This is a genomic window from Leclercia sp. M-A074-M, assembly GCF_965195605.1.
GTDB lineage: Bacteria > Pseudomonadota > Gammaproteobacteria > Enterobacterales > Enterobacteriaceae > Enterobacter.
Map to the genome: position 1 here is coordinate 371,811 of NZ_CBDAHM010000003.1, position 23,330 is coordinate 395,140.

Sequence of the window (23,330 nt, forward strand, 5' to 3'; positions counted from 1 at the left end):
TCAAAGCCCCTTATGGCTGCTGCCAAAGAATGACAGCCGCCGTTACCAACAAGTTGACGAGCGTCAGCGGCAGGCACACTTTCCAGCCGAAGGACATTACCTGGTCATAACGCGGACGTGGTAATGCAGCGCGAATCAAAATGAACATCATCATGAAGAACGCGGTTTTCAGCGCGAACCAGATGAACGGCGGTAAGAACGGGCCATGCCAGCCACCAAAGAACAGCGTGACCATCAATGCGGAAATGGTGACGATACCGATGTACTCGCCCACGAAGAACAGACCGAACTTCATACCGGAATATTCAATGTGGTAACCGTCAGCCAGTTCCTGCTCGGCTTCTGGCTGGTCAAACGGGTGGCGGTGACACACTGCCACACCGGCGATAGCAAAGGTAACAAAACCAAAGAACTGCGGGATAACGTTCCAGATGTCGGCCTGGTTGTTGACGATGTCGGTCATGTTGAATGAACCGGCCTGCGCCACCACGCCCATCAGGGAGAGACCCAGGAACACTTCGTAGCTGAGCGTCTGCGCAGACGCACGCATCGCACCCAGCAGGGAGTATTTGTTGTTACTGGACCAGCCTGCAAACAGTACCGCGTAAACCGCGAGACCTGCCATCATCAGGAAGAACAGAATGCCGATGTTCAAATCAGCGACCACCCAGGTCGGGCTGACCGGAACGATAGCAAACGCCAGCAGCAGCGAGGTAAAGGCGATCATCGGTGCCAGAGTAAAGATCACGCGATCCGAGAAGCGCGGGATCCAGTCCTCTTTGAAGAACATCTTGATCATGTCCGCGACCAGCTGGAGTGAACCACCCCAGCCCACGCGGTTCGGTCCGTAACGGTTCTGGAACAGACCGAGCAGACGACGTTCACCAAAGCTCATGAACGCACCGCAGGTGACCACCACCAGCAGGATAACAACCGCTTTCAGGATGCTCAGCAGGATATCGATAAGATCCGGCGTTAACCAACTCATGCTTTTGCCTCCTGCAGGTTATCAAGACGCGCGCCGGCCAGCACCGGGGCGATGCCAGGCATACCCATCGGCAGACCCACCTGCCCTGCTGTCAGACCTTCAGAGATAATCAGCGGCAGGCTGATTGTCTGGCCTTCATAGCTAAAGCTGATGTTCGCGCCCGCGTTGACGCCAAGCTTCGCGGCGTCTGCCGGGTTGAGCTTGATGTAAGGCTGCGGCATGCGGGTCTGGAAGACCGGGGAACGCTGTGACAGCTCGTCGCTACCAAACAGATGGTAGTACGGCGCAATACGCCAGTTGCCCTCTTCTGCCTGGAAGCGTGCCGGAACGGTGGAGAAGAACGCCAGACCGGTTTCGCTGGCTTCAATCAGGCGTACGCCCGGATCGCCGTGGCGCAGAGAACCACCCACTTCAGCCTGGAACTTGTTCCATGCCTGCGGGGAGTTCCAGCCTGGCGCCCATGCGAATGGGATCTGCGAACGTGGCGCAGACGGCTGGTTGTTCCCTTCCATCGAGAAGGCGAACATGGTGTCTTTATCCTGCGGCTGACGCGGTTCGTGTACGCTGATATTGGCGCGCATTGCAGTACGGCCACTGTAGCGATGCGGTTCACGCGCCAGTTTCTGGCCGCGAATACGGAAGCTCGCTTCCGGCGCCGCATCTTTGATGCCTGCCAGCTGCGGCAGCTTTTCAATAACGGCGTCGATCACGTGGTCGAGCTGCGTCCAGTCCACCTCACGGCTCAGCACGGTGCTGTGCAGGGAGTGCAGCCAGCGCCAGCTTTCCAGCATCAGGGTGGTATTGTCGTAGTAGGCCGGGTCATAAACCTGGAAGAAGCGCTGGGCGCGGCCTTCGTTGTTAATCACCGTCCCGTCGCTTTCCGCGAAGCTTGCCGCAGAGAGCACCAGGTGCGCTTTGTCCATAATGGCGGTGCGCTGATGGTCGATAACCATCACCAGCGGCGCCTTAGAGAGCGCAGCATCTACGCGTGCGGCAGAAGCATGGCGGTGAAGATCGTTTTCAAGTACGACAACGGCATCCGCAGAGCCAGATTCCAGTTCACTCAGCGCCTCTTCCAGAGAGCCGCCGCCGATCATACCCAGACCAATGCTGTTTACCGCACGGGCAATCATGGTTACGCCAACGTCGGCGCCACGGCCTTTCAGCGCTTTGGCCACGTTCGCTGCCGCTTCAATGATCTCGCTGCTGCCGGCGTTGGTACCGGAGATAATCAGGGGTTTCTTCGCACCGGCCAGCGCCTGCACGATAACGTCAACTTTGTTCTGCAGATCGCGATCCAGCTCAACGGCCGGGGCACTGCTGTCCAGGCCGTTAGCAATAGCAAAGCCGAGACGGGCCTGATCTTCCACCGGCGCGCGGTAGGTCCAGGCGGCGATGTCGTCGAGACGGGTGTCATCAACGTTGGTCACGAACAGCGGATGCTTCGCGCGCTGACCGATGTTGAGGATAGCCGCGATCTGCCAGTCAGCCACTTTCTGTGCCGCTGCCATTTCACGCGCTTTCCCTTTCACCGCCTGACGAACCGCCAGGGCTGCGCGAGCGCCGGTCTGGGTCAAATCTTCGCCCAATACCAGTACCGCATCATAGGATTCGATTTCGCGCAGCGCCGGGGTATGGATACCGCCTTCGCGCAGCACTTTCAGCACCAGCTGCAGACGTTCCTGCTCGCCCTGGGCGATACCGGTGTAGAAGTTATCCGCACCCACCAGCTCGCGCAGCGCGAAGTTGCTTTCGATGCTGGCGCGCGGGGAGCCGATACCGATCACTTTCTTCGACTGGCGCAGAATATCCGCCGCGCCCTGCATCGCCTGTTCAGCGTTCAGGGTGATGAAGTCATCGCCACGGCGCTGAACCGGACGACGCGGACGGTCTTTCAGGTTCACATAGCCATAGCCGAAACGACCGCGGTCGCAGAGGAAGTAGTGGTTAACAGTACCGTTGTAACGGTTTTCGATACGACGCAGTTCGCCGTAACGTTCACCCGGGCTGGTGTTACAGCCCAGCGAACACTGCTGGCAGATGCTTGGCGCAAACTGCATGTCCCACTTACGGTTGTAACGCTCGGAGTGAGTTTTATCGGTGAAGACGCCGGTCGGGCAGATCTCTACCAGGTTACCGGAGAATTCGCTCTCAAGCGTACCGTCTTCCGGACGACCGAAGTAGACGTTGTCATGCGCGCCATAGACGCCCAGATCCTGACCATCCGCGTAGTCTTTGTAGTAACGCACGCAGCGGTAGCAGGCGATGCAGCGGTTCATTTCGTGAGAGATGAACGGCCCCAGATCCTGGTTACGGTGGGTACGCTTGGTGAAACGGTAACGACGGAAGCTGTGCCCGGTCATCACGGTCATATCCTGAAGGTGGCAGTTACCGCCCTCTTCACAGACCGGACAGTCGTGCGGGTGGTTGGTCATCAACCACTCCACCACGCTTTCGCGGAACTCTTTGGCTTCCGCATCGTCGATAGAAATAAAGGTACCTTCGGCGGCTGGCGTCATACAGGACATTACCAGGCGACCACGCGTGTCTTCCGCGTTTTGATATTGCTTCACCGCACACTGGCGGCAAGCACCGACGCTCCCCAGCGCCGGATGCCAGCAAAAATACGGAATATCAAGGCCGAGAGACAGACAAGCTTCCAGCAGGTTGTCCGCCCCGTTGACCTCATATTCTTTGCCGTCTACATGAATCGTAGCCATTAGCATGCTTCCAGTTGTCTCGGTATAAACCGAGCGTTAATCAAAATTCTTTTTACGCTTCATCCTTCAGGCTGCCTCTGCGTTGGCTTCCCTCGCTCACACCAGTCACTTACTGATGTAAGCTCCTGGTCCTCACTCAGTCGCCGCCTTGACGCAGACTGAATGATTTTGCGTAAGGAATTACCAGCGCGCTTTCAGCAGGTTCGGCTGAATCCCATTGATTGAATGGGTATTGCTGAACGGCTGCTTGATGCCTGCTTCGAATTCGTCGCGGAAATATTTAATCGCGCTCTGCAGCGGCTCAACCGCACCTGGCGCATGCGCACAGAAGGTTTTACCTGGGCCCAGGAATCGACACAGTTGCTCAAGTGTCTCGATATCGCCAGGCTGGCCTTCGCCACGCTCAATAGCACGCAGGATCTTCACGCTCCACGGCAGACCGTCGCGGCACGGCGTACACCAGCCGCAGGACTCGCGGGCAAAGAACTCTTCCAGGTTACGCACCAGCGACACCATGCCAATCTCGTGGTCGACGGCCATCGCCAGCGCCGTACCCAGACGGCTGCCTGCTTTACCAATGCTTTCGAATTCCATCGGCAGGTCAAGGTGCGCTTCGGTCAGGAAGTCTGTCCCTGCCCCACCCGGCTGCCAGGCTTTGAATTTCAGGCCATCACGCATACCGCCGGCGTAGTCTTCAAGAATTTCACGGGCGGTGGTGCCGAACGGCAGTTCCCAGACGCCAGGGTTTTTCACGCGGCCGGAGAAGCCCATCAGCTTGGTACCGGCATCTTTACTTGAGGAGATGCCCTGATACCACTCCACGCCGTTGGCGAGGATAGCCGGAACGTTACACAGGGTTTCGACGTTATTCACGCAAGTCGGTTTACCCCATACGCCTGAGCTCGCCGGGAATGGCGGCTTGGAGCGCGGGTTGGCGCGACGCCCTTCCAGAGAGTTAATCAGCGCGGTCTCTTCCCCGCAGATATAACGCCCTGCCCCGGTGTGCACGAACAGCTCGAAGTCGAAACCGGTGCCGAGAATGTTTTTGCCCAGCAGGCCCGCTTCGGTCGCCTCGGCAATCGCGCGACGCAGGTTCTCTGCCGCTTCGATGTACTCGCCGCGCAGGAAGATGTAGCCGCGATAGGCTTTCAGGGCGAAGGCGGAGATCAGCATGCCTTCCACCAGCAGGTGCGGCAGCTGCTCCATAAGCAGGCGGTCTTTATAGGTGCCCGGCTCCATCTCATCGGCGTTACACAGCAGGTAACGGATGTTCATGGATTCGTCTTTTGGCATCAGGCTCCACTTCAGACCGGTGGAAAAGCCTGCGCCGCCGCGCCCTTTCAGGCCAGCGTCTTTAACCGCGTTAACGATCTCATCCGGCGCCATGCCGGAGAGGGCTTTACGCGCCCCGGCATAGCCGTTTTTGCTCTGGTACTCTTCGAGCCATACCGGCTGTTTGTCATCACGCAGACGCCAGGTCAGCGGATGCGTCTCAGCAGTACGAATTACAGTTTTCATTTGTACTGCTCCAGCAGGTCAGGAATGGCTTCCGGCGTCAGATAACTGTGAGTGTCCTCATCAATCATCATGGTCGGCCCCTTGTCGCAGTTACCCAGGCAGCAGGTTGGCAGCAGGGTAAAACGACCGTCAAAGGTGGTCTGGCCCGGCTTGATATTGAGCTTCTTCTCAATCGCAGCCTGAATGCCCTGATAACCAGTGATATGGCATACCACGCTGTCGCAGTAGCGGATCACGTGACGGCCTACCGGCTGACGGAAGATCTGGCTGTAGAACGTAGCCACGCCTTCGACGTCGCTCGCCGGAATACCCAGCACTTTTGCAATCTCATAGATCGCGCCATCCGGCACCCAACCACGCTGTTTCTGTACGATTTTCAGCGCTTCAATGGACGCCGCACGCGGGTCTTCGTAGTGGTGCATCTCGTGCTGAATGGCGGCACGCTCTGCTTCACTCAGCTCAAAAGCCTCGGTTTGTGGTTGTTGATTCTCGTGCATAATTAGCGGTCCACATCTGACATAACAAAATCGATACTACCCAGATACACAATCAGGTCAGAGACCAGACTGCCGCGAATGGCTGACGGGATCTGCTGCAGGTGCGGGAAGCTTGGCGTACGTACACGGGTACGGTAGCTCATGGTGCTGCCGTCGCTGGTCAGGTAGTAACTGTTGATACCCTTGGTCGCTTCAATCATCTGGAAGGATTCTTGCGCCGGCATGACCGGGCCCCAGGAAACCTGCAGGAAGTGCGTGATCAGGGTTTCGATATGCTGCAGCGTGCGCTCTTTCGGTGGCGGCGTGGTCAGCGGGTGATCCGCCTTGAACGGGCCTTCCGGCATGTTGTTGAGGCACTGCTCAAGGATGCGCAGGCTCTGGCGCAGCTCTTCCACTTTCAGCATCACGCGGGTGTAGCAGTCGGAAACACCGCCGCCCAGCGGCACTTCAAAGTCGAAGTTTTCATAGCCAGAGTAAGGACGCGCTTTACGCACGTCGAAATCGATACCGGTGGCGCGCAGGCCAGCACCGGTGGTGCCCCACTCCAGCGCCTCTTTCGCGCCATAGGCAGCAACGCCCTGGGAACGGCCCTTCAGGATGGAGTTACGCAGCGCGGCTTTCTCATACGAGGCCAGACGTTTCGGCATCCAGTCGAGGAATTCACGCAGCAGACGATCCCAGCCGCGCGGCAGGTCATGCGCGACGCCGCCAATACGGAACCAGGCCGGGTGCATACGGAAACCGGTGATCGCTTCCACCAGATCGTAAATCTTTTGACGGTCGGTAAAGGCGAAGAAGACCGGGGTCATCGCGCCGACGTCCTGAATGAAGGTGGAGATGTAGAGCAGGTGGCTGTTGATACGGAACAGTTCAGAGAGCATAACGCGAATCACGTTAACGCGATCCGGCACGGTGATGCCTGCCAGTTTCTCAACGGCCAGCACGTACGGCATTTCGTTTACGCAGCCGCCGAGGTACTCGATACGGTCGGTGTACGGAATGTAGCTGTGCCAGGATTGACGCTCACCCATCTTCTCGGCACCACGGTGGTGGTAGCCGATGTCTGGCACGCAGTCGACGATCTCTTCACCATCAAGCTGCAGAATAATACGGAACGCACCGTGCGCGGAGGGGTGGTTTGGACCGAGGTTGAGGAACATGAAGTCCTCGTTGTCGGTGCTGCGCTTCATGCCCCAGTCTTCCGGCTTGAAGGTCAGCGCTTCCATCTCCAGATCCTGCTTGGCTTTGGTCAGCTCAAACGGGTCGAATTCGGTGGCGCGCGCCGGGTAGTCTTTACGCAGCGGGTGACCGGTCCAGGTCTGCGGCATCATAATGCGCGTCAGATGCGGGTGGCCATCGAAGGTCATGCCAAACATTTCCCAGGTTTCACGCTCATACCAGTTAGCGTTCGGGAAGAGTTTGGTGATCGTCGGCAGATGCATGTCGTTTTCAGACAATGCCACCTTGAGCATGATATCCGTGTTGCGGTCTATTGAGATCAGGTGGTAGAAAACGGAAAAATCCGCCGCGGGTAAACCCTGGCGGTGAGTACGCAGACGTTCGTCCATGCCGTGTAAGTCAAACAGCATGACGTAAGGTTTAGGCAGTTTCTTGAGGAAATCAACCACTTCCAGTAACTGCTCACGCTTCACCCAAACAACGGGTACCCCGGTGCGGGTGGCCTGAACAGTAAAGGCATCCGGCCCAAAACGGTTGCGCAGTTCGCCGATGACCGGGTCATCCAGATGATCCCGTGTTTGCCAGGCGGCGTCTTGCGCGGTTAAGTCGGTCATAGTGTTCACCATTGCAAAAGGTCCGTGGTGACTGTTGGGCGTGGCTTCGCGCTATTTGAATAGTGATATGCGAAGGTTATCTCCATGCCCACAGGCGCAAATTAAATTTCGTCTGGTGTCCGCAGATTGGTCACTGCGATACGTTCACCGCGTTTACGCTCGCGCTCAGACTGCATGTTAGCGCGGTACACGCCCTGGTCACCCACAACCCAGGAGAGCGGGCGGCGTTCTTTGCCAATCGACTCCTGCAACAGCATCAGCGCCTGCATGTAGGCTTCCGGACGCGGTGGGCAGCCCGGGATATAAACGTCAACCGGGATAAACTTATCTACACCTTGTACGACGGAATAGATGTCGTACATGCCGCCAGAGTTGGCACAAGCGCCCATGGAGATAACCCATTTTGGCTCGAGCATCTGGTCGTACAGACGCTGAATGACCGGTGCCATTTTGGTAAAGCAGGTGCCCGCTACCACCATCAGGTCAGCCTGACGCGGAGATGCACGCAGTACTTCCGCACCAAAACGCGCAACGTCATGCACCGCAGTGAATGACGTCACCATTTCAACGTAGCAGCAAGAAAGGCCAAAGTTGTATGGCCAGATGGAGTTCTTACGACCCCAGTTGACCATATCGTGCATGGCATGCTCGAGCTTGCCCATGTACACGCTTTTGTTGACTTCTTGCTCCAGGGGGTCGGTTACGATCTCCTGCTTTTGCAGGGGGTAACGGTCATTCTCACCGTTAGGATCTATGCGGGTGAGCGTATAATCCATCTTATTGCCTCGCTGTTACTGCTGACGATTAGGGATACTGTTTTCCGGGTTGATACGTTCACGGCGTGAACGTGCAGGTGTCCAGTCCAGCGCGCCAATACGCACCAGATAAACCAGACCGGCCAGTAACACTAAAATGAAAATTGCGGCCTCGACAAAGCCTACCCAGCCACTCTCACGAATGGAGGTCGACCATGCGAACAGGTAAAGCGCTTCCACGTCGAAAATGACGAAGAACATGGCTACCAGATAGAACTTGGCAGACAGGCGTAAACGCGCGGTACCTACCGAATCGATACCCGATTCGAATGGCATGTTTTTGTGCCTTGCGCGGGCGCGACCGCCCAGGAACCAGCCGCCGACTAGCATCAGGCAGCACAGGCCAATGGCAACGATAAGAAAGATTGCGAATGCCCAGTGATGAGCGATGACTTCTGTGGATGTTGACATACTCATTGCTTACTCATCAAAAGTGATACCTGAAACACTGCTCTTTCTGGCAGATGGGCATCACATCGATTCATGGGGAGGAACAAATAACCGTACACTAACTGTCGAAAATGAGACATAGACAGCAAAATGATGTGGTTTTTTACTCCTTTCTATAACCTTTTGTCAACTTTAACAAAAGTTTCTTCACATTAAATTACATTGATCGAACTTCATTAACATTTAATGCCCTTTACCCTCATTAAGTGTGAGGCGCGTACCTGCGTGGGGGTGTTGAATCGTGTCCGTAATGAACTAATACAAAGATTACCCGCCTATTTTGACAGGATTTGCCGTCGATTCCTCCCCCCAAAGAGGAGTATTTTCTTGATCTGTGACACGCTTTTGTTAATTCAATCAAAAAAACAGCAACATCTTTGCTGCTTTTTTAACATGCCCATTGACATTAGAAAGAACAAGTATAGCGGGGTTTTGGAGAAAGGCAGGATATCTATCAGATTGATAAAACACAAAATTAGCAATGACTTAAATCAAATCTCTGGAATCCCATGCAAAAAAAGAACCACTGTGCGCAGAGGCAGCAGCAGTGGTTCGTTATCGTCTGGACGAATTGTTATCAGATTATTAGGGCCCCTTTTACTCGAAATCACTTTCAATGATTACCGAGTCATCCCCTCCTTGTTGAGTCACTGTATTGTACTGCCAGGGGTTATGGTAATCATCCATGGCGCTAAAGATGGTCTGCGCAAGCTCGTTGTTACTGGCCGGATTATGGCACAACAGATATTCCGTATCCGGCAGCGCGGGCAATCCGTCCGCTTTACCTAACACACGCAAATCGGGGCTCATCATCTCCACCGGGCGTGCCGTTACGCCGAGCCCCGCTTTTACCGCGGCGCGGATCGCAGGCAGCGTGGAGGCGACATAGGCCATTCGCCATGGGACATTGGCGGCATTGAGCGTAGCCAGCACAACGTCGCGAAACGGGCTGGGATCGTCCAGCAGGACTAACGGCACCGGCTCGCCGCGCTGCAGCGTGAACTCGGCGGCGCAGTACCAGTGTGTCGGCGAGGTGCGCAGCGTCAGACATTCGAACTGGCTGGTACGATGGGTGGTCACCACCAGATCGACCTCCTGCTCCTGCAACATATCAACCATAAAGGCGTTGCGTTTCACTCTGACATCAAGAGCAAGTTTCGGGTAAACCGAACTGATGCGATTGAGCAGGAACGGCAGAATGGTGTCGGCCGACTCGTCAGAGGCGCCTAATGTTAAGACACCCTGCAGGTTGCTAAACATTAATGATGAACATGCTTCATCATTGAAGCGCAGGATTTTTCTGGCGTAACCCAGGAGCTGAATACCATGCTCCGTTAACAGCTTATTGCGGCCATGACGGGCAAAAAGCTCTTTACCGACCAGTTGTTCCAGTCGTTGCATTTGTTGGCTTACTGCAGACTGGGTACGGCAAACTGCCGCCGCCGCCGCAGCAAAGGTGTTCAGATCGGCGACCGCCACAAAGGTTCTCAGCAGATCGAGGTCGAGATTCAGTATCGGACGATTTGCATTAATCATATCTTTTCACTTACAGGTTGCTCGTACGGAGCTGCCCCGGGTTTAAGCTGTGTGCGTAAAAGTAATACAGTTCCTTCTGAACGAAATCCGCTGACGTCCTGGTCTGGCAGGGGCCTGCATAATGTAATTGTGCTGGTTATATCAGTGGTCAGAAACAACTTATCTGACGTTATTTTTATTCTCAAAATCGTTCGAGATATATAGGTATTTGCCGGATGATGTAAATTCGATTAAAGAAGATGCATATCCAACGTTAACTTTATCGCAGTACAGGTTGAGCGGCAATGGTATCGCTTAACTTCTCAAGGCAGAGATAATTCCAGCAATTACAATAAACTATTAAAGGTCCAGGCATCAAGGCCTGCTGTGACCTGTTATCTTTCATCGCTAAACCCGGCATACATCTTACCCTAAAACCTTTTTCTTTATAAGCCTTATTGCAAATCCTTTGATTTAACCTGAATGGTAACTAGCTAAACTAATTTTATTAATATTAACGAAAGTTGCGATTTCGTCTTTATTTAGAAATAAACAATAATTGAAACCGGACTTAATGATTAATAATACTTAACATTAATTTCACATGAGCAACGTTAATATAAAAAGGCAGGAAAGCGAATACCAGTGAGTTTCATTCAGCTTTTACGAAAAATCACTACAGGAAACTGTAGCACCACCAGCGCAAGCAGCTCAAATCACCCCTTTTTTACAGTGTAAAATCCATATTACAACATCCATAACAGGACAAAACACCAACAAAAACCAAAAATACATACGTTAAAGTGATTAACCCATTAAAAAAGAGTTAAAAGATTCAGGGCAAAGCGGCAGCAATGCACAAAATCTTCTTCTGCCAACGCTTCAAAATCGGGCGTTCGAGGAGTACATTGTTTCGTGCTGACTTCCACGGCAGGACGTCGCAATAACAGTGAAAAGGTCAAAGATTCATGTCACCCATCGAAAAATCCAGCAAGTTAGATAACGTTTGTTATGACATTCGTGGCCCGGTTCTTAAAGAGGCAAAGCGTCTCGAAGAAGAAGGTAATAAAGTACTTAAGCTCAATATCGGCAACCCGGCGCCATTTGGTTTTGATGCACCGGATGAAATTCTGGTTGATGTGATTCGCAACCTGCCGACGGCGCAAGGCTACAGCGACTCCAAAGGTCTCTACTCTGCGCGAAAAGCGATCATGCAGCACTATCAGGCGCAGGGTATGCGCGATGTGACTGTAGAAGATATCTACATTGGTAACGGTGTTTCCGAGTTGATTGTCCAGGCGATGCAGGCCCTGCTGAACAGCGGAGACGAAATGCTGGTTCCCGCTCCGGACTACCCGCTCTGGACCGCGGCCGTGTCCCTCTCAAGCGGTAAAGCGGTGCACTACCTGTGTGACGAATCGGCTGACTGGTTCCCGGACCTGGATGATATTCGCGCCAAAATTACGCCGCGCACCCGCGGGATCGTCATCATCAACCCGAACAACCCCACCGGCGCCGTCTATTCCAAAGAGCTGCTGCTGGAGATCGTCGAGCTGGCCCGCCAGCATAATCTGATCATCTTCGCGGATGAGATCTACGACAAAATTCTGTATGACGCCGCGCAGCACCACTCTATTGCCGCGCTGGCGCCGGATCTGTTGACCGTCACCTTTAACGGCCTGTCAAAGACCTATCGTGTTGCGGGCTTCCGTCAGGGGTGGATGGTCCTGAACGGCCCGAAAAAACATGCGAAAGGTTACATTGAAGGGCTGGAGATGCTGGCTTCCATGCGTTTGTGCGCCAACGTTCCGGCCCAGCATGCGATCCAGACCGCACTGGGTGGCTATCAGAGCATCAGCGAATTTATCGTGCCGGGCGGGCGACTGTATGAGCAGCGGCAGCGCGCGTGGGAGCTGATCAACGATATTCCGGGCGTCTCCTGCGTGAAGCCAAACGGCGCCCTCTATATGTTCCCGAAAATCGACATCAAACGCTTCAACATCTTTGACGATCAGAAGATGGTGCTCGACTTCCTGCTGCAGGAAAAAGTGTTGTTGGTACAGGGAACGGCATTTAACTGGCCGTGGCCGGACCATGTTCGCATCGTAACGCTGCCGCGTGAAGATGAGCTGGAGATGGCCATCAGCCGGTTCGGACGCTTCCTCTCCGGATACCATCAGTAAACGATAATCGGGCTGCCACAGGCAGCCCGATTTGCATCTCACCGCCCCTCCCCTCACAATGAAACCTGTCGCTGTGCAGATTTAAGGTAACTTATGAGTCAGAGTCATTTCTTCGCCCATCTTTCCCGACTGAAACTGATCAACCGCTGGCCGCTGATGCGCAATGTGCGCACCGAGAACGTTTCCGAACACAGCCTGCAGGTAGCGATGGTCGCCCACGCGCTGGCCGCCATCAAAAACCGTAAGTTCAATGGTCAGCTAAACGCCGAACGTATCGCGCTGCTGGCGATGTACCACGATGCTTCAGAAGTGCTGACGGGCGATCTGCCCACGCCGGTAAAATACTTCAACTCGCAAATCGCCCAGGAGTACAAGGCGATTGAAAAAATCGCCCAGCAGAAGCTGGTCGATATGGTGCCGGACGAGCTTCGCGATATTTTTGCCCCGTTAATAGACGAGCAGAGCTATAGCGAAGAGGAGCACTTCATTGTGAAGCAGGCCGATGCGCTCTGCGCTTACCTGAAGTGTCTGGAAGAGCTCTCTGCCGGCAATCACGAGTTTTTACTGGCGAAAACGCGTCTGGAAAAGACGCTTGAGGCGCGACGTAGCGAGGAGATGGACTACTTCATGGAGGTGTTTGTCCCGAGCTTCCAGCTCTCGCTGGATGAGATTAGCCAAGATTCGCCGTTGTGAGTTATGCCCGGCGGCGCTTCGCTTGCCGGGCCTACGGTTTCCAGGCAGCAAGCTTAGCGCCGCCGGGCAAAACTGTCAGAACGGGAACAACATCGGGATCATCACTACGCACACCACCATCACCAGGATCGTGAAGGGCACGCCAAGCTTAACGAAATCGCTAAAGCTATATCTTCCCGGCCCCAGCACCAGGGTGTTAACCGGTGACGACACCGGCGTCATAAATGCTGCGGAAGCGGCCATCGCCACCATCATGGCGAACGGATAAGGTGAGACTCCCATCGATTTCGCCATCGCCAGCGCAATGGGCGCCATCAACACAGCGGTCGCGGTATTGGAGATAAACAGTCCGATCGTGGCGCACATAACAAACAGGCACATCAGCATCATGTATGGGCCATAGCCGCCGCCGAGCTCCATCAGACCTTTCACCACTAAATCGACACCGCCAGTTTTTTGCAGCGCCAGCGCAAAGGGCATCATGCCGACGATCAAAATGATGCTCGGCCAGTGAATCGCTTTGTAAGCGCTTTCAGCGTCAATACAGCGGAATTTCCCCATCAGCAGACAGGCAATGATCGCCGCCACCGGATTGGGGATTTCGTCGGTCAGCATCAGAGCGACCATCAGCACCAGACAAAAAATGGCGTGCGGTGCCTGGCTATGGGCTGGGGATGCATCGCTGACCTCGACAGGCAGGTTGAGCACCACAAAGTCTCGCCCTCTCTGCCCCAACTGGGTAATCAGCTTCCAGTTACCCACCACCAGGAAGATATCCCCCAGTTGAAGGGGCTCATCCACCACCGAGCCGTTCATCGCCTCGCCGTCGCGCTTTAACCCCACGACGTTCAGACCGTACCGGGTACGAAAGCCGATTTCGCGAATGGTTTTGCCGAGCAGCTCCGACTCAGGGATCAGCGAGACCTCGGCCATCCCCACATCCAGCGCCTGATCGGAGAAGTACTCCCCGCGCAGGACCATCGGCTCCAGCAGCTGTTCGCTGCAAAATTCACGCAGATCGACCTCTGCCGACGACATATCAATGAGCAACACGTCACGGGCGCGAAACTCCGATACACCGTTTACGTTGACGATAACCCGACGAAAACGGCGCCAGCGCTCCACGCCGATGACGTTGGCCCCGTAGCGTTCGCGGAGTTTTAAATCATCCAGACGCTGCCCAATCAGCGGTGAACCGGGGCGGATCGCCAGACGGCGGGCCCGCCCGGTAAGGCGATACTCTTTGATCAGATCGCGAAACGTGCGGCGCTTCCAGCCGTCGCGGGTTTTATCCTGCTTTTCGCTTTTCAGGGCAAAGCGGGTCAACAGCATATAGACAATGCCCATCACCAGGACAACCAGCCCCAGCGGCGTCACGCTGAAGAAGCTGAAACCGTCCAGGCCTTCACGCAGCAGTTCACTGTTTACCACCAGGTTTGGCGGGGTCGCCACCAGCGTCATCATGCCGCTGATAAGGCCGGCAAAGCTCAGCGGCATCATCAGGCGCGACGGCGAAATCTGCATGCGCATGGAGACGCTCAACACCACAGGAATGAAAATAGCCACCACACCGGTGGAGCTCATAAAGGCCCCGAGTCCGGCCACGGTGAGCATCAAAAAGACCAGCATTTTGGTCTCGCTGTTGCCCGCCATGCTCACCAGCCAGGTACCCATACTGGTTGCCACGCCGGTCCGCACCAGGCCGTCGCCGATGATAAACAGGGCGGCAATGAGAATCACGTTGGGATCGCTAAAGCCTGAAAAGGCTTCCGGGAGGGTTAAGGTGCCGCTCAGCACAAAAGCGACGATCACCAGCAGCGCCACAGCATCCATGCGGATTTTGCCGGTTGCAAAAAGAAGAATGGCGATAAGAAGCAGGCTTAACACCCAGATGAGTTCACCGTTCACAACAGATCCTTGTCAGAAAAGAGTGCGTCAGATAGTGCCATAAAAAAGCCCCAGCAATGTGGGGCTAAATCATGTGATTACATTTTCCGGGTGACTGTTACATTCCCGTCGGGCTCGCGGCTGACGGCGAGTGCCTCCAGCGTGGTAAGCACAAAATCCGCCTCATCCAGACGCGGCGAGTTAGCGGGGACATTGACGGCAATGACGTGGCTTCCGGCATTGAGTCCCGCCAGCACGCCGGCTGCGGCATCTTCTACCACCACACACGCTTCAGGCGCCAGCCCCAGCAGCTCCGCGCCCAGTAAAAAGGCATCGGGCTCTGGCTTGCCGCGCTTGACCCGCTCCGCGGTGATAAAGACTTCCGGCAGCGGCAGGCCTGCCGCTTTATGACGCGCATGAGCCACAGGAACCGAACCGGAGGTGACGATAGCCCAGGGGATCGCCGATTCATTCAGATGGGTGAGCAGCGCCTGGGCCCCCGGCAGCGCGGTAATACCGTCGGTATCGGTGGCCTCGACCTGCTCAAGCCAGCTGAACTCCGCCTGAATTTCCGCTTCACTTTTTCCCTGGAGAAAGTGCCGTAAAGAGGTTATGGCCTGTTTGCCATGGATAAAATTCAGTACGTCCTGATGGTCGATGCCATGTCTGTCGGCCCAACGGCACCAGGAGCGTTCAACAACCGGTAGCGAATCGACCAGCGTACCGTCCAGATCAAACAGAAAACCTTCACACTGCACATCTACCTCCGTCAGGCATTAATAATTTGTTGGATCTCGTTACTGCTCAGGTGGTACTGGCGAGGACAAGCGTGCCATACGCTGAGCATGCGCTGATATTTTTCCCACATCGGGGTCTGGGCATTAAAGCCATGCGTACCGGCATCGAAATGGGTATAGCGTCCTTCGACATTGACCATAAAGCGGACATAGCTCAGGTAACGGGATTCAGTGGCCGCATCAAAACCCAGGAAGGTGACACGACGTTCGTCGATGCTCTGGGCATCTTTCAGGTTGGTCCAGGAGACATGCAGGGCGTGATACATCTCCATGATGTCGATGACGATGCGGCAGGTCTCTTCTTTCAGTTCGCCAAAGTCGCGATCCAGCTCGCGCATCTGTAAACCAAAGCCACGTTCGATGATAGTCTGCAAGCGGCGATAGCGCTCTGCGTTGTCGGGATCAAGCATAGTCATCATTTTGTACTGATTGGACAAAATCAGACGTTGAGCGTGGGTCATTTCCATCTTTCGACTCCTGTTGCGCATGGCAGCTTTAAAAAAGACACGGTAACGGTGGGTTACTGTGCCTTCTTTTGGTCATCGTTTCGATGATCAATCACAAGTCATCGAGGAATGTTTTATCAAGTTGCTTGAATGCCCGCTTCAGCGTATCAGCCAGCGCCTGATAATCGGGTTTCCCCTCTACCGGCGCGAGCGCCTGACCAGCATCCTGCAATTTGCCGCGCACCTCATAGAACCAGGACAACACGGATGGCGGCAGCGGTGTGACCGAGCGTTTGCCGAGCCACCACAGCCCCTGCATCGGCAGACTCAGGGCAAACAGCGCGGTAGCAACAGCAGGACCAAGCTGTCCGCCCAGCGCAATCTGCCAGCACAGAGTAAAGACCGCGAGAGGCGGCATCAGGCGGATAGCGTGACGGGTGGCGCGGATCACCCGGTTTTCAATAAAGACGGGCGCCAGGCGCTTTTCCAGTGGCCACGTCTTTGCATAGTGCTGTCCCCGGCGAAACAGGCTAAAAAAGCTCACGGATGGATTCTCGGGTGTCGACATGGCTTACCTCAACTTCACATATAAAATTTAAAAAATTCGTGCAAAACCACAACTGCTCATGACAACGTTCAAAAACTTTTGTCAGCGCTACCCAGTATCGGGTATCCTGTGCCGGCCTGCAAAGGCCTTAGACGAGGAACGTTCACTCGTCAAATTATCGCACATTATGCCATTGCCGGAAAAATGCGCAAAATGGCATAAAATCATATGTATTCTTTTCGTCATGCCAGAATGTCCTTCGGGCATGATGTTAATCATAAATGTCAGCGATATCTTGCGCTACGATCCTTGACTCACTGACGTTTTTTTAGCCACGTATCAATAATAGGTACTTCCATGTCGAGTAAGTTAGTACTGGTTCTGAACTGCGGTAGCTCTTCCCTGAAATTCGCCATCATCGATGCGCTCAACGGTGAAGAGTACCTTTCTGGTTTGGCCGAATGTTTCCATCTCCCTGAAGCACGTCTGAAGTGGAAAATGGACGGCAGCAAACAGGAAGCGGCTTTAGGTGCAGGCGCCGCTCACAGCGAAGCGCTGAACTTTATCGTTAACACTATTCTGGCACAAAAACCGGAACTGTCCGCCCAGCTGACCGCAATTGGTCACCGTATCGTTCATGGTGGCGAGAAGTACACCAAATCTGTGGTCATCGATGACAGCGTTATTCAGGGTATTAAAGACTCAGCCTCTTTTGCACCGCTGCATAACCCGGCTCACCTGATCGGTATCGCTGAAGCACTGAAAGCCTTCCCGCAGCTGAAAGACAAGAACGTGGCCGTATTTGATACCGCGTACCATCAGACCATGCCGGAAGAGTCTTACCTCTATGCCCTGCCGTATAAACTGTACAAAGAGCACGGCGTTCGTCGCTATGGCGCACACGGCACCAGCCACTTCTACGTCACGCAAGAAGCAGCAAAAATGCTGAACAAGCCGGTAGAAGAAGTGAACATCATCACTTGCCACCTGGGCAACGGCGGTTCTGTTTCTGCTATCCGTAACGGCAAATGTGTTGATACCTCCATGGGTCTGACCCCGCTGGAAGGCCTGGTCATGGGTACCCGCTCCGGTGATATCGATCCAGCGATCATCTTCCACCTGCACGATACCCTGGGTATGAGCGTAGAAGATATCAACAAGATGCTGACCAAAGAGTCTGGCCTGCTGGGTCTGACCGAAGTGACCAGCGACTGCCGTTACGTTGAAGACAACTACGCCGAGAAAGAAGACGCGAAACGTGCAATGGATGTTTACTGCCACCGTCTGGCCAAGTACATCGGCTCTTACACTGCGCTGATGGACGGTCGTCTGGATGGCGTGGTCTTCACCGGCGGTATCGGTGAGAACGCGGCAATGGTGCGCGAACTCTCCCTGGGCAAACTGGGCGTGCTGGGCTTTGATGTTGACCATGAACGTAACCTGGCCGCGCGCTTCGGTAAGTCTGGCTTCATCAACAAAGAAGGCACCACGCTCGCAATGGTTATCCCAACCAATGAAGAGCTGGTCATCGCGCAAGACGCGAGCCGTCTGACTGCCTGATTCCCCACCGCCAGCAATGCTGGCGGTGCTGTTTTGAAGCCCGCCCGTTTTCGGCGGTAACGAAAGAGGATAAATCGTGTCCCGTACTATTATGCTGATCCCGACCGGAACCAGCGTAGGCCTGACCAGCGTCAGCCTCGGTGTTATCCGTGCGATGGAACGCAAAGGCGTTCGTCTGAGCGTGTTTAAGCCAATCGCTCAACCACGTGCTGGTGGCGACGCACCAGACCAGACCACCACTATTGTTCGTGCAAACTCTAACCTGCCAGCCGCTGAACCGCTGAAGATGAGCCACGTTGAGTCTCTGCTCTCCAGCAACCAGAAAGATGTGCTGATGGAAGAGATCATCGCTAACTACCACGCTAACGCCCAGGATGCGGAAGTGGTACTGGTAGAAGGCCTGGTTCCGACGCGCAAGCATCAGTTTGCCCAGTCTCTGAACTTTGAAATCGCCAAGACGCTGAACGCGGAAATCGTGTTTGTGATGTCCCAGGGTACCGATACCCCGGAACAGCTGAAAGAGCGTATTGAGCTGACCCGCAGCAGCTTCGGCGGCGCGAAAAACAGCAACATCACCGGCGTGATTGTTAACAAACTGAACGCACCGGTTGATGAGCAAGGCCGTACCCGCCCTGACCTGTCCGAAATTTTCGACGACTCGTCCAAAGCAAAAATCGTGAAAATCGATCCGGCTAAGCTGCAGGAATTCAGCCCGCTGCCAGTGCTGGGCGCGGTGCAGTGGAGCTTCGATCTGATCGCCACTCGTGCTATCGACATGGCGCGTCACCTGAACGCCACTATCGTGAACGAAGGCGATATCAATACCCGTCGCGTGAAGTCCGTGACTTTCTGTGCGCGTAGCATTCCGCACATGCTGGAGCACTTCCGTGCAGGTTCCCTGCTGGTTACCTCCGCTGACCGTCCTGACGTGCTGGTTGCAGCCTGTCTGGCCGCAATGAACGGCGTGGAGATCGGTGCGATCCTGCTGACCGGTGCCTATGAAATGGACCCACGCGTCAGCAAACTGTGCGAACGCGCATTTGCCACCGGCCTCCCGGTCTTCATGGTGAACACCAACACCTGGCAGACCTCCCTGAGCCTGCAGAGCTTTAACCTGGAAGTGCCGGCTGACGACCATCAGCGTATCGAGAAAGTGCAGGAATACGTTGCCGGTTGCATCAATCCTGACTGGATTGAATCTCTGACCGCGACCTCCGAGCGCAGCCGTCGTCTCTCTCCACCAGCCTTCCGTTATCAGCTCACCGAGCTGGCGCGTAAAGCGGGCAAACGCGTTGTTCTGCCTGAAGGCGACGAACCACGTACCGTTAAAGCTGCGGCAATCTGTGCCGAGCGCGGTATCGCCACCTGTGTGCTGCTGGGTAATCCGGATGAGATCACCCGCGTCGCGGCGTCCCAGGGCGTTGAGCTGGGTGCGGGTATCGAAATCGTGGATCCGGAAGTGGTGCGCGAAAGCTATGTTGCCCGTCTGGTTGAGCTGCGTAAGAGCAAGGGTATGACCGAAGCCGTTGCCCGCGAACAGCTGGAAGACAACGTGGTTCTCGGTACACTGATGCTGGAGCAGGACGAAGTTGATGGCCTGGTTTCCGGGGCTGTTCACACCACCGCGAACACCATTCGTCCGCCGCTGCAGCTGATCAAAACCGCGCCAGGTAGCTCTCTGGTTTCATCCGTGTTCTTCATGCTGCTGCCGGAACAGGTTTACGTTTACGGTGACTGTGCGATCAACCCGGATCCAACCGCTGAACAGCTGGCAGAGATCGCGATTCAGTCCGCTGACTCCGCGATTGCGTTCGGTATCGAGCCGCGCGTTGCGATGCTCTCCTACTCCACCGGTAACTCTGGTGCAGGTAGCGACGTAGAGAAAGTACGTGAAGCCACCCGTCTGGCGCAGGAAAAACGCCCGGATCTGGTTATCGATGGCCCGCTGCAGTATGACGCCGCAGTTATGGCTGACGTTGCCAAATCTAAAGCGCCTAACTCGCCGGTTGCTGGTCGCGCTACCGTGTTCATCTTCCCGGATCTGAACACCGGTAACACCACTTACAAAGCGGTACAGCGTTCTGCCGACCTGATCTCCATCGGGCCGATGCTGCAGGGTATGCGCAAGCCAGTGAACGACCTGTCTCGTGGCGCGCTGGTAGACGATATCGTCTACACCATCGCCCTGACTGCGATCCAGGCTTCACAGCAGTAAGCTGCTGCCAAACGTAAAAAGGCGACCCCAGGGTCGCCTTTTTTATTATCACCGTTACGCTTCTTCTTGCTTAGCCGGTTCGTTGTTGGCATTGCGGCTCATCCACAGCGCCAGCGCTTTTAACGAATCAGGCGTGAAGTCATCGCAACGGGCGGTGATCTCCGTCGGGGTCATCCAGAAGACTTCGCTGACCTCTTCTTCCTGCAGCGCAAACGGGCCGTGGGAGACACAGCTGAAGAGGCCTCCCCAGACACGGCAGTGGCTGTCTTCAAAGTAGAACTGACCGTGTTCGGCAAACGGCACACCGGCAATCCCCAGCTCCTCTTCCGCTTCACGGCGGGCGGAGTCAAGTAACAGCTCATCGGCCTGCACCACACCGCCGGCCGTTGCATCGAGCATGCCGGGCATGAAGTCTTTCGTTTCGGTACGGCGCTGCACCAGGATATTGCCCATACCATCATGCACCACGATATAGGTCGCGCGATGGCGAAGGCGCTGCGCGCGCATCTGCTCGCGGCTCGCCTGGGCGATGACTTCATTGTCTTCGCTGACTATATCTACCCACTCAGTACTTGCCAAATGACTCTGCTCCACCATCGGGAAACCTTCTCTTTATAGCGCTCTCACGGCGCGTTTACTGTTGAGGAGTAAGTTACGGATTAATCCTGGACTCTGCAATAACCTGGCTGTCATTCAGCGTCATAACGCACAAATGGCCCTCTTCCAGCATCCCATAGCTGGGTGGAAACCCGCCTTTAGGCAGGCTGACGGAGCCAGGATTGAAATGAATAATGTCGCCCTTCTTCCCGGCCACCGGAATATGAGTATGACCATAAACCAGGACATCGCCAGCATTCAGCGCGGGCAGATTATCCGGACCAAACAGATGGCCGTGGGTGATAAAGAGACGGCAGTCCTCCAGCAAGATCTGCTGCCACGGGGCGGTGATGGGAAAGTGCAGTAACATCTGGTCGACTTCGCTGTCACAGTTGCCCCGCACGGCAATAATGCGCGAGGCAAAAGCATTAAGCCGCTCTGCAACCTCAGCAGGGGCATAGCCTTCGGGTAGCGGGTTGCGCGGGCCGTGATTCAGCACATCGCCGAGGATCACCAGCCATTGCGCCCCGCTCTGGTTAAACAGCGAAAGCACTTTTTCGGTCGCCGGTAGCGAGCCGTGAATGTCCGATGCAAACATCAGCTTCATCAGTGACTCCTTGTAGTGAAAAGCCGCCCCATCATACCTGAATCAGCAGGCCTTATCAGCCAGCCCGCTTCGCTGAAAGCGCCACATAACGCTGCACCGAGGCGCGCTGCCACTGGAAGCTGGCGTAATCCACCAGCTGTTGTGGTACGTCATCACCATTGAGCACCAGGCGGTTGAGCATCAGCGCCAGATCGCTATCCGCAATGCACCACTCCCCGAATAAATTCTGATTGCCGTGGGCCAGAAGCGAGGTGGCGGTATCAATCAGCTGGCTTGCCGTGCGCTGGGCAGTTTCGCTCAGGGCCGGTTTTTTCACCCCGGCAAATACCACGTCGGTAGAACGTTCTTCACGGATGGGCATCAGATCGCTGCGCAGCCACGCCTGTATCTGACGCACGCGGGCGCGTTTTTGCAGATCGAGCGGATAGATCCGCTCCCATTCCGGCGGCGCAAAACGCTCTTCCAGATATTCGGTAATCGCGGAGGATTCGCTGAGTTCAAACCCATCCACTTCCAGGAGCGGCACGCGACGGGTCAGCCCATAGCCCCGCCACTGCGGCTGACGGTTCTCCCCCCGGCTGAGGTCGATGGTTTTCAGGGCAAAGGGCAATCCCTTTTCGGCCAGCGCGACGTACACGCTCATCACATAGGGTGAAAAATAGTCGGCATCTGACCACAGGGTAATCGCAGGTTGGCTCATAACGTCCTCATAAGGCTTCGCGTGATGGGTAGATATCCAAAATATAACCTCCTGCCCCGGCTGTCACTTGATGAAAACTCACGATTTATCATCACCACCTATACTCGATCTATGCAGAAAAAAGCGCTATGACAGGAGTTGCGATGATTGACCTTTACTACGCCCCGACGCCCAACGGGCATAAGATCACTCTTTTTCTGGAAGAGGCCCAGCTGGACTACCGCATCCTGCCGGTCAATATCAGCAAAGGCGAACAGTTCCGCCCCGAGTTTCTCGCCATTTCCCCCAACAATAAAATTCCGGCGATTGTCGATCGCGATCCGGAGGATGGCGGTACCCCGCTGAGCCTGTTTGAGTCCGGCGAAATATTGCTCTATCTGGCAGAGAAAACCGGCAAGCTACTGAGCGGGGAATTACGTGAACGCCACGTCACGCTGCAGTGGCTCTTCTGGCAGGTTGGCGGCCTGGGGCCGATGATTGGTCAGAACTACCACTTTAACCATGCTGCGCCACAGCCTATCGCCTATGCCATCGAACGTTTCCAGGTCGAAACGCAGCGGCTCTATAACGTCCTGAACAAGCGGCTGGAAAAATCGCCGTGGCTGGGAGGCGAACACTACAGTATCGCAGATATCGCCTGCTGGCCGTGGGTCAACACCCATGAAAACCATCGTGTCGACCTGGCATCATGGCCTGCGGTAAACAACTGGTTTGAACGTATCCGCACCCGCCCGGCAACCGAGCGTGCAATGCAAAAAGCGCAGCAGATATAAACGCTTTCCTCATGTATTATGGTGTCGAT

General features: G+C 55.1%; 20 protein-coding genes. 5 read left to right on the forward strand and 15 right to left on the reverse strand.

Features of this window, described 5'->3' with window-relative positions; translation table 11 throughout:
- Window positions 1–10 precede the first annotated feature (10 nt).
- The 8 genes from nuoH to lrhA all read right to left on the reverse strand — a co-directional run bounded on the left by nuoH (window position 11) and on the right by lrhA (window position 10,317).
- Entirely contained in the window at window positions 11–988 is a 978-nt protein-coding gene (gene nuoH / locus ACOKCT_RS08415) for an NADH-quinone oxidoreductase subunit NuoH (protein WP_039030977.1), read from the reverse strand.
- Window positions 985–3,708 (reverse strand): NADH-quinone oxidoreductase subunit NuoG, encoded by a 2,724-nt coding sequence (gene nuoG / locus ACOKCT_RS08420; RefSeq protein ID WP_139156354.1) that lies wholly within the window; start codon window positions 3,706–3,708, stop codon window positions 985–987. The genes nuoH and nuoG overlap by 4 nt, the downstream gene beginning before the upstream one ends.
- A 180-nt stretch (window positions 3,709–3,888) precedes the next feature.
- A complete protein-coding gene (nuoF, locus tag ACOKCT_RS08425; RefSeq protein ID WP_103180470.1) occupies window positions 3,889–5,226 on the reverse strand; it encodes an NADH-quinone oxidoreductase subunit NuoF in 1,338 nt (445 codons plus the stop codon).
- The gene (gene nuoE / locus ACOKCT_RS08430; protein ID WP_159339623.1) at window positions 5,223–5,723 is read right to left on the reverse strand and encodes an NADH-quinone oxidoreductase subunit NuoE; all 501 of its coding nucleotides are present in this window, start codon (window positions 5,721–5,723) and stop codon (window positions 5,223–5,225) included. The genes nuoF and nuoE overlap by 4 nt, the downstream gene beginning before the upstream one ends.
- A gap of 2 nt (window positions 5,724–5,725) precedes the next feature.
- Window positions 5,726–7,528, reverse strand: coding sequence for an NADH-quinone oxidoreductase subunit C/D (gene nuoC, locus ACOKCT_RS08435; protein WP_103180472.1), 1,803 nt, complete (start codon window positions 7,526–7,528; stop codon window positions 5,726–5,728).
- Between the two features lie 89 nt (window positions 7,529–7,617).
- Window positions 7,618–8,292, reverse strand: a complete 675-nt coding sequence (gene nuoB / locus ACOKCT_RS08440) for an NADH-quinone oxidoreductase subunit NuoB (RefSeq protein ID WP_003861482.1) — start codon at window positions 8,290–8,292, stop codon at window positions 7,618–7,620.
- A 15-nt stretch (window positions 8,293–8,307) separates the two neighbouring features.
- A complete protein-coding gene (gene nuoA / locus ACOKCT_RS08445) occupies window positions 8,308–8,748 on the reverse strand; it encodes an NADH-quinone oxidoreductase subunit NuoA (RefSeq protein WP_420193370.1) in 441 nt (146 codons plus the stop codon).
- Window positions 8,749–9,378: 630 nt separating this feature from the next.
- Window positions 9,379–10,317: a transcriptional regulator LrhA gene (gene lrhA / locus ACOKCT_RS08450; protein ID WP_159339624.1), complete on the reverse strand. Its 939-nt coding sequence runs from the start codon at window positions 10,315–10,317 to the stop codon at window positions 9,379–9,381.
- Between the two features lie 947 nt (window positions 10,318–11,264).
- Between lrhA and alaA the strand changes: the two genes are divergently transcribed.
- Together alaA and yfbR are read left to right on the forward strand one after the other, a co-directional pair.
- Window positions 11,265–12,479 (forward strand): alanine transaminase AlaA, encoded by a 1,215-nt coding sequence (gene alaA / locus ACOKCT_RS08455; RefSeq protein ID WP_159339625.1) that lies wholly within the window; start codon window positions 11,265–11,267, stop codon window positions 12,477–12,479.
- A gap of 93 nt (window positions 12,480–12,572) precedes the next feature.
- Window positions 12,573–13,172, forward strand: coding sequence for a 5'-deoxynucleotidase (gene yfbR / locus ACOKCT_RS08460; protein ID WP_103180476.1), 600 nt, complete (start codon window positions 12,573–12,575; stop codon window positions 13,170–13,172).
- 75 nt (window positions 13,173–13,247) lie between these two features.
- Here yfbR and ACOKCT_RS08465 read toward each other — a convergent pair whose 3' ends face one another.
- From ACOKCT_RS08465 to yfbV, 4 genes are all read right to left on the reverse strand, one after another.
- Window positions 13,248–15,080, reverse strand: coding sequence for an SLC13 family permease (locus ACOKCT_RS08465; RefSeq protein ID WP_159339626.1), 1,833 nt, complete (start codon window positions 15,078–15,080; stop codon window positions 13,248–13,250).
- 77 nt (window positions 15,081–15,157) lie between these two features.
- The gene (locus ACOKCT_RS08470) at window positions 15,158–15,817 is read right to left on the reverse strand and encodes a sugar phosphatase (protein WP_103180478.1); all 660 of its coding nucleotides are present in this window, start codon (window positions 15,815–15,817) and stop codon (window positions 15,158–15,160) included.
- A gap of 11 nt (window positions 15,818–15,828) precedes the next feature.
- Window positions 15,829–16,323: a YfbU family protein gene (locus ACOKCT_RS08475; RefSeq protein ID WP_103180480.1), complete on the reverse strand. Its 495-nt coding sequence runs from the start codon at window positions 16,321–16,323 to the stop codon at window positions 15,829–15,831.
- Between the two features lie 91 nt (window positions 16,324–16,414).
- The gene (gene yfbV, locus ACOKCT_RS08480; RefSeq protein ID WP_103180482.1) at window positions 16,415–16,870 is read right to left on the reverse strand and encodes a terminus macrodomain insulation protein YfbV; all 456 of its coding nucleotides are present in this window, start codon (window positions 16,868–16,870) and stop codon (window positions 16,415–16,417) included.
- Window positions 16,871–17,206: 336 nt separating this feature from the next.
- Here yfbV and ackA point away from each other — a divergent pair, with 336 nt between their 5' ends.
- Both ackA and pta read left to right on the forward strand, forming a co-directional pair.
- A complete protein-coding gene (gene ackA, locus ACOKCT_RS08485) occupies window positions 17,207–18,409 on the forward strand; it encodes an acetate kinase (protein ID WP_420193371.1) in 1,203 nt (400 codons plus the stop codon).
- A gap of 76 nt (window positions 18,410–18,485) precedes the next feature.
- Window positions 18,486–20,624, forward strand: coding sequence for a phosphate acetyltransferase (gene pta, locus ACOKCT_RS08490; RefSeq protein WP_103180485.1), 2,139 nt, complete (start codon window positions 18,486–18,488; stop codon window positions 20,622–20,624).
- Window positions 20,625–20,678: 54 nt separating this feature from the next.
- Here the strand turns inward: pta and yfcD are convergent, their stop codons facing one another.
- From yfcD to yfcF, 3 genes are read right to left on the reverse strand one after another with little or no spacing between them, the layout of a single operon-like run.
- Entirely contained in the window at window positions 20,679–21,221 is a 543-nt protein-coding gene (yfcD, locus tag ACOKCT_RS08495) for an NUDIX hydrolase YfcD (RefSeq protein WP_103180487.1), read from the reverse strand.
- Window positions 21,222–21,276: 55 nt separating this feature from the next.
- Complete coding sequence (yfcE, locus tag ACOKCT_RS08500) at window positions 21,277–21,828, reverse strand: phosphodiesterase (protein ID WP_263950379.1); 552 nt, start codon at window positions 21,826–21,828, stop codon at window positions 21,277–21,279.
- 55 nt (window positions 21,829–21,883) lie between these two features.
- A complete protein-coding gene (yfcF, locus tag ACOKCT_RS08505; protein WP_263950378.1) occupies window positions 21,884–22,528 on the reverse strand; it encodes a glutathione transferase in 645 nt (214 codons plus the stop codon).
- Window positions 22,529–22,671: 143 nt separating this feature from the next.
- Between yfcF and yfcG the strand changes: the two genes are divergently transcribed.
- The gene (yfcG, locus tag ACOKCT_RS08510) at window positions 22,672–23,301 is read left to right on the forward strand and encodes a GSH-dependent disulfide bond oxidoreductase (protein ID WP_103180492.1); all 630 of its coding nucleotides are present in this window, start codon (window positions 22,672–22,674) and stop codon (window positions 23,299–23,301) included.
- Window positions 23,302–23,330 lie beyond the last annotated feature (29 nt).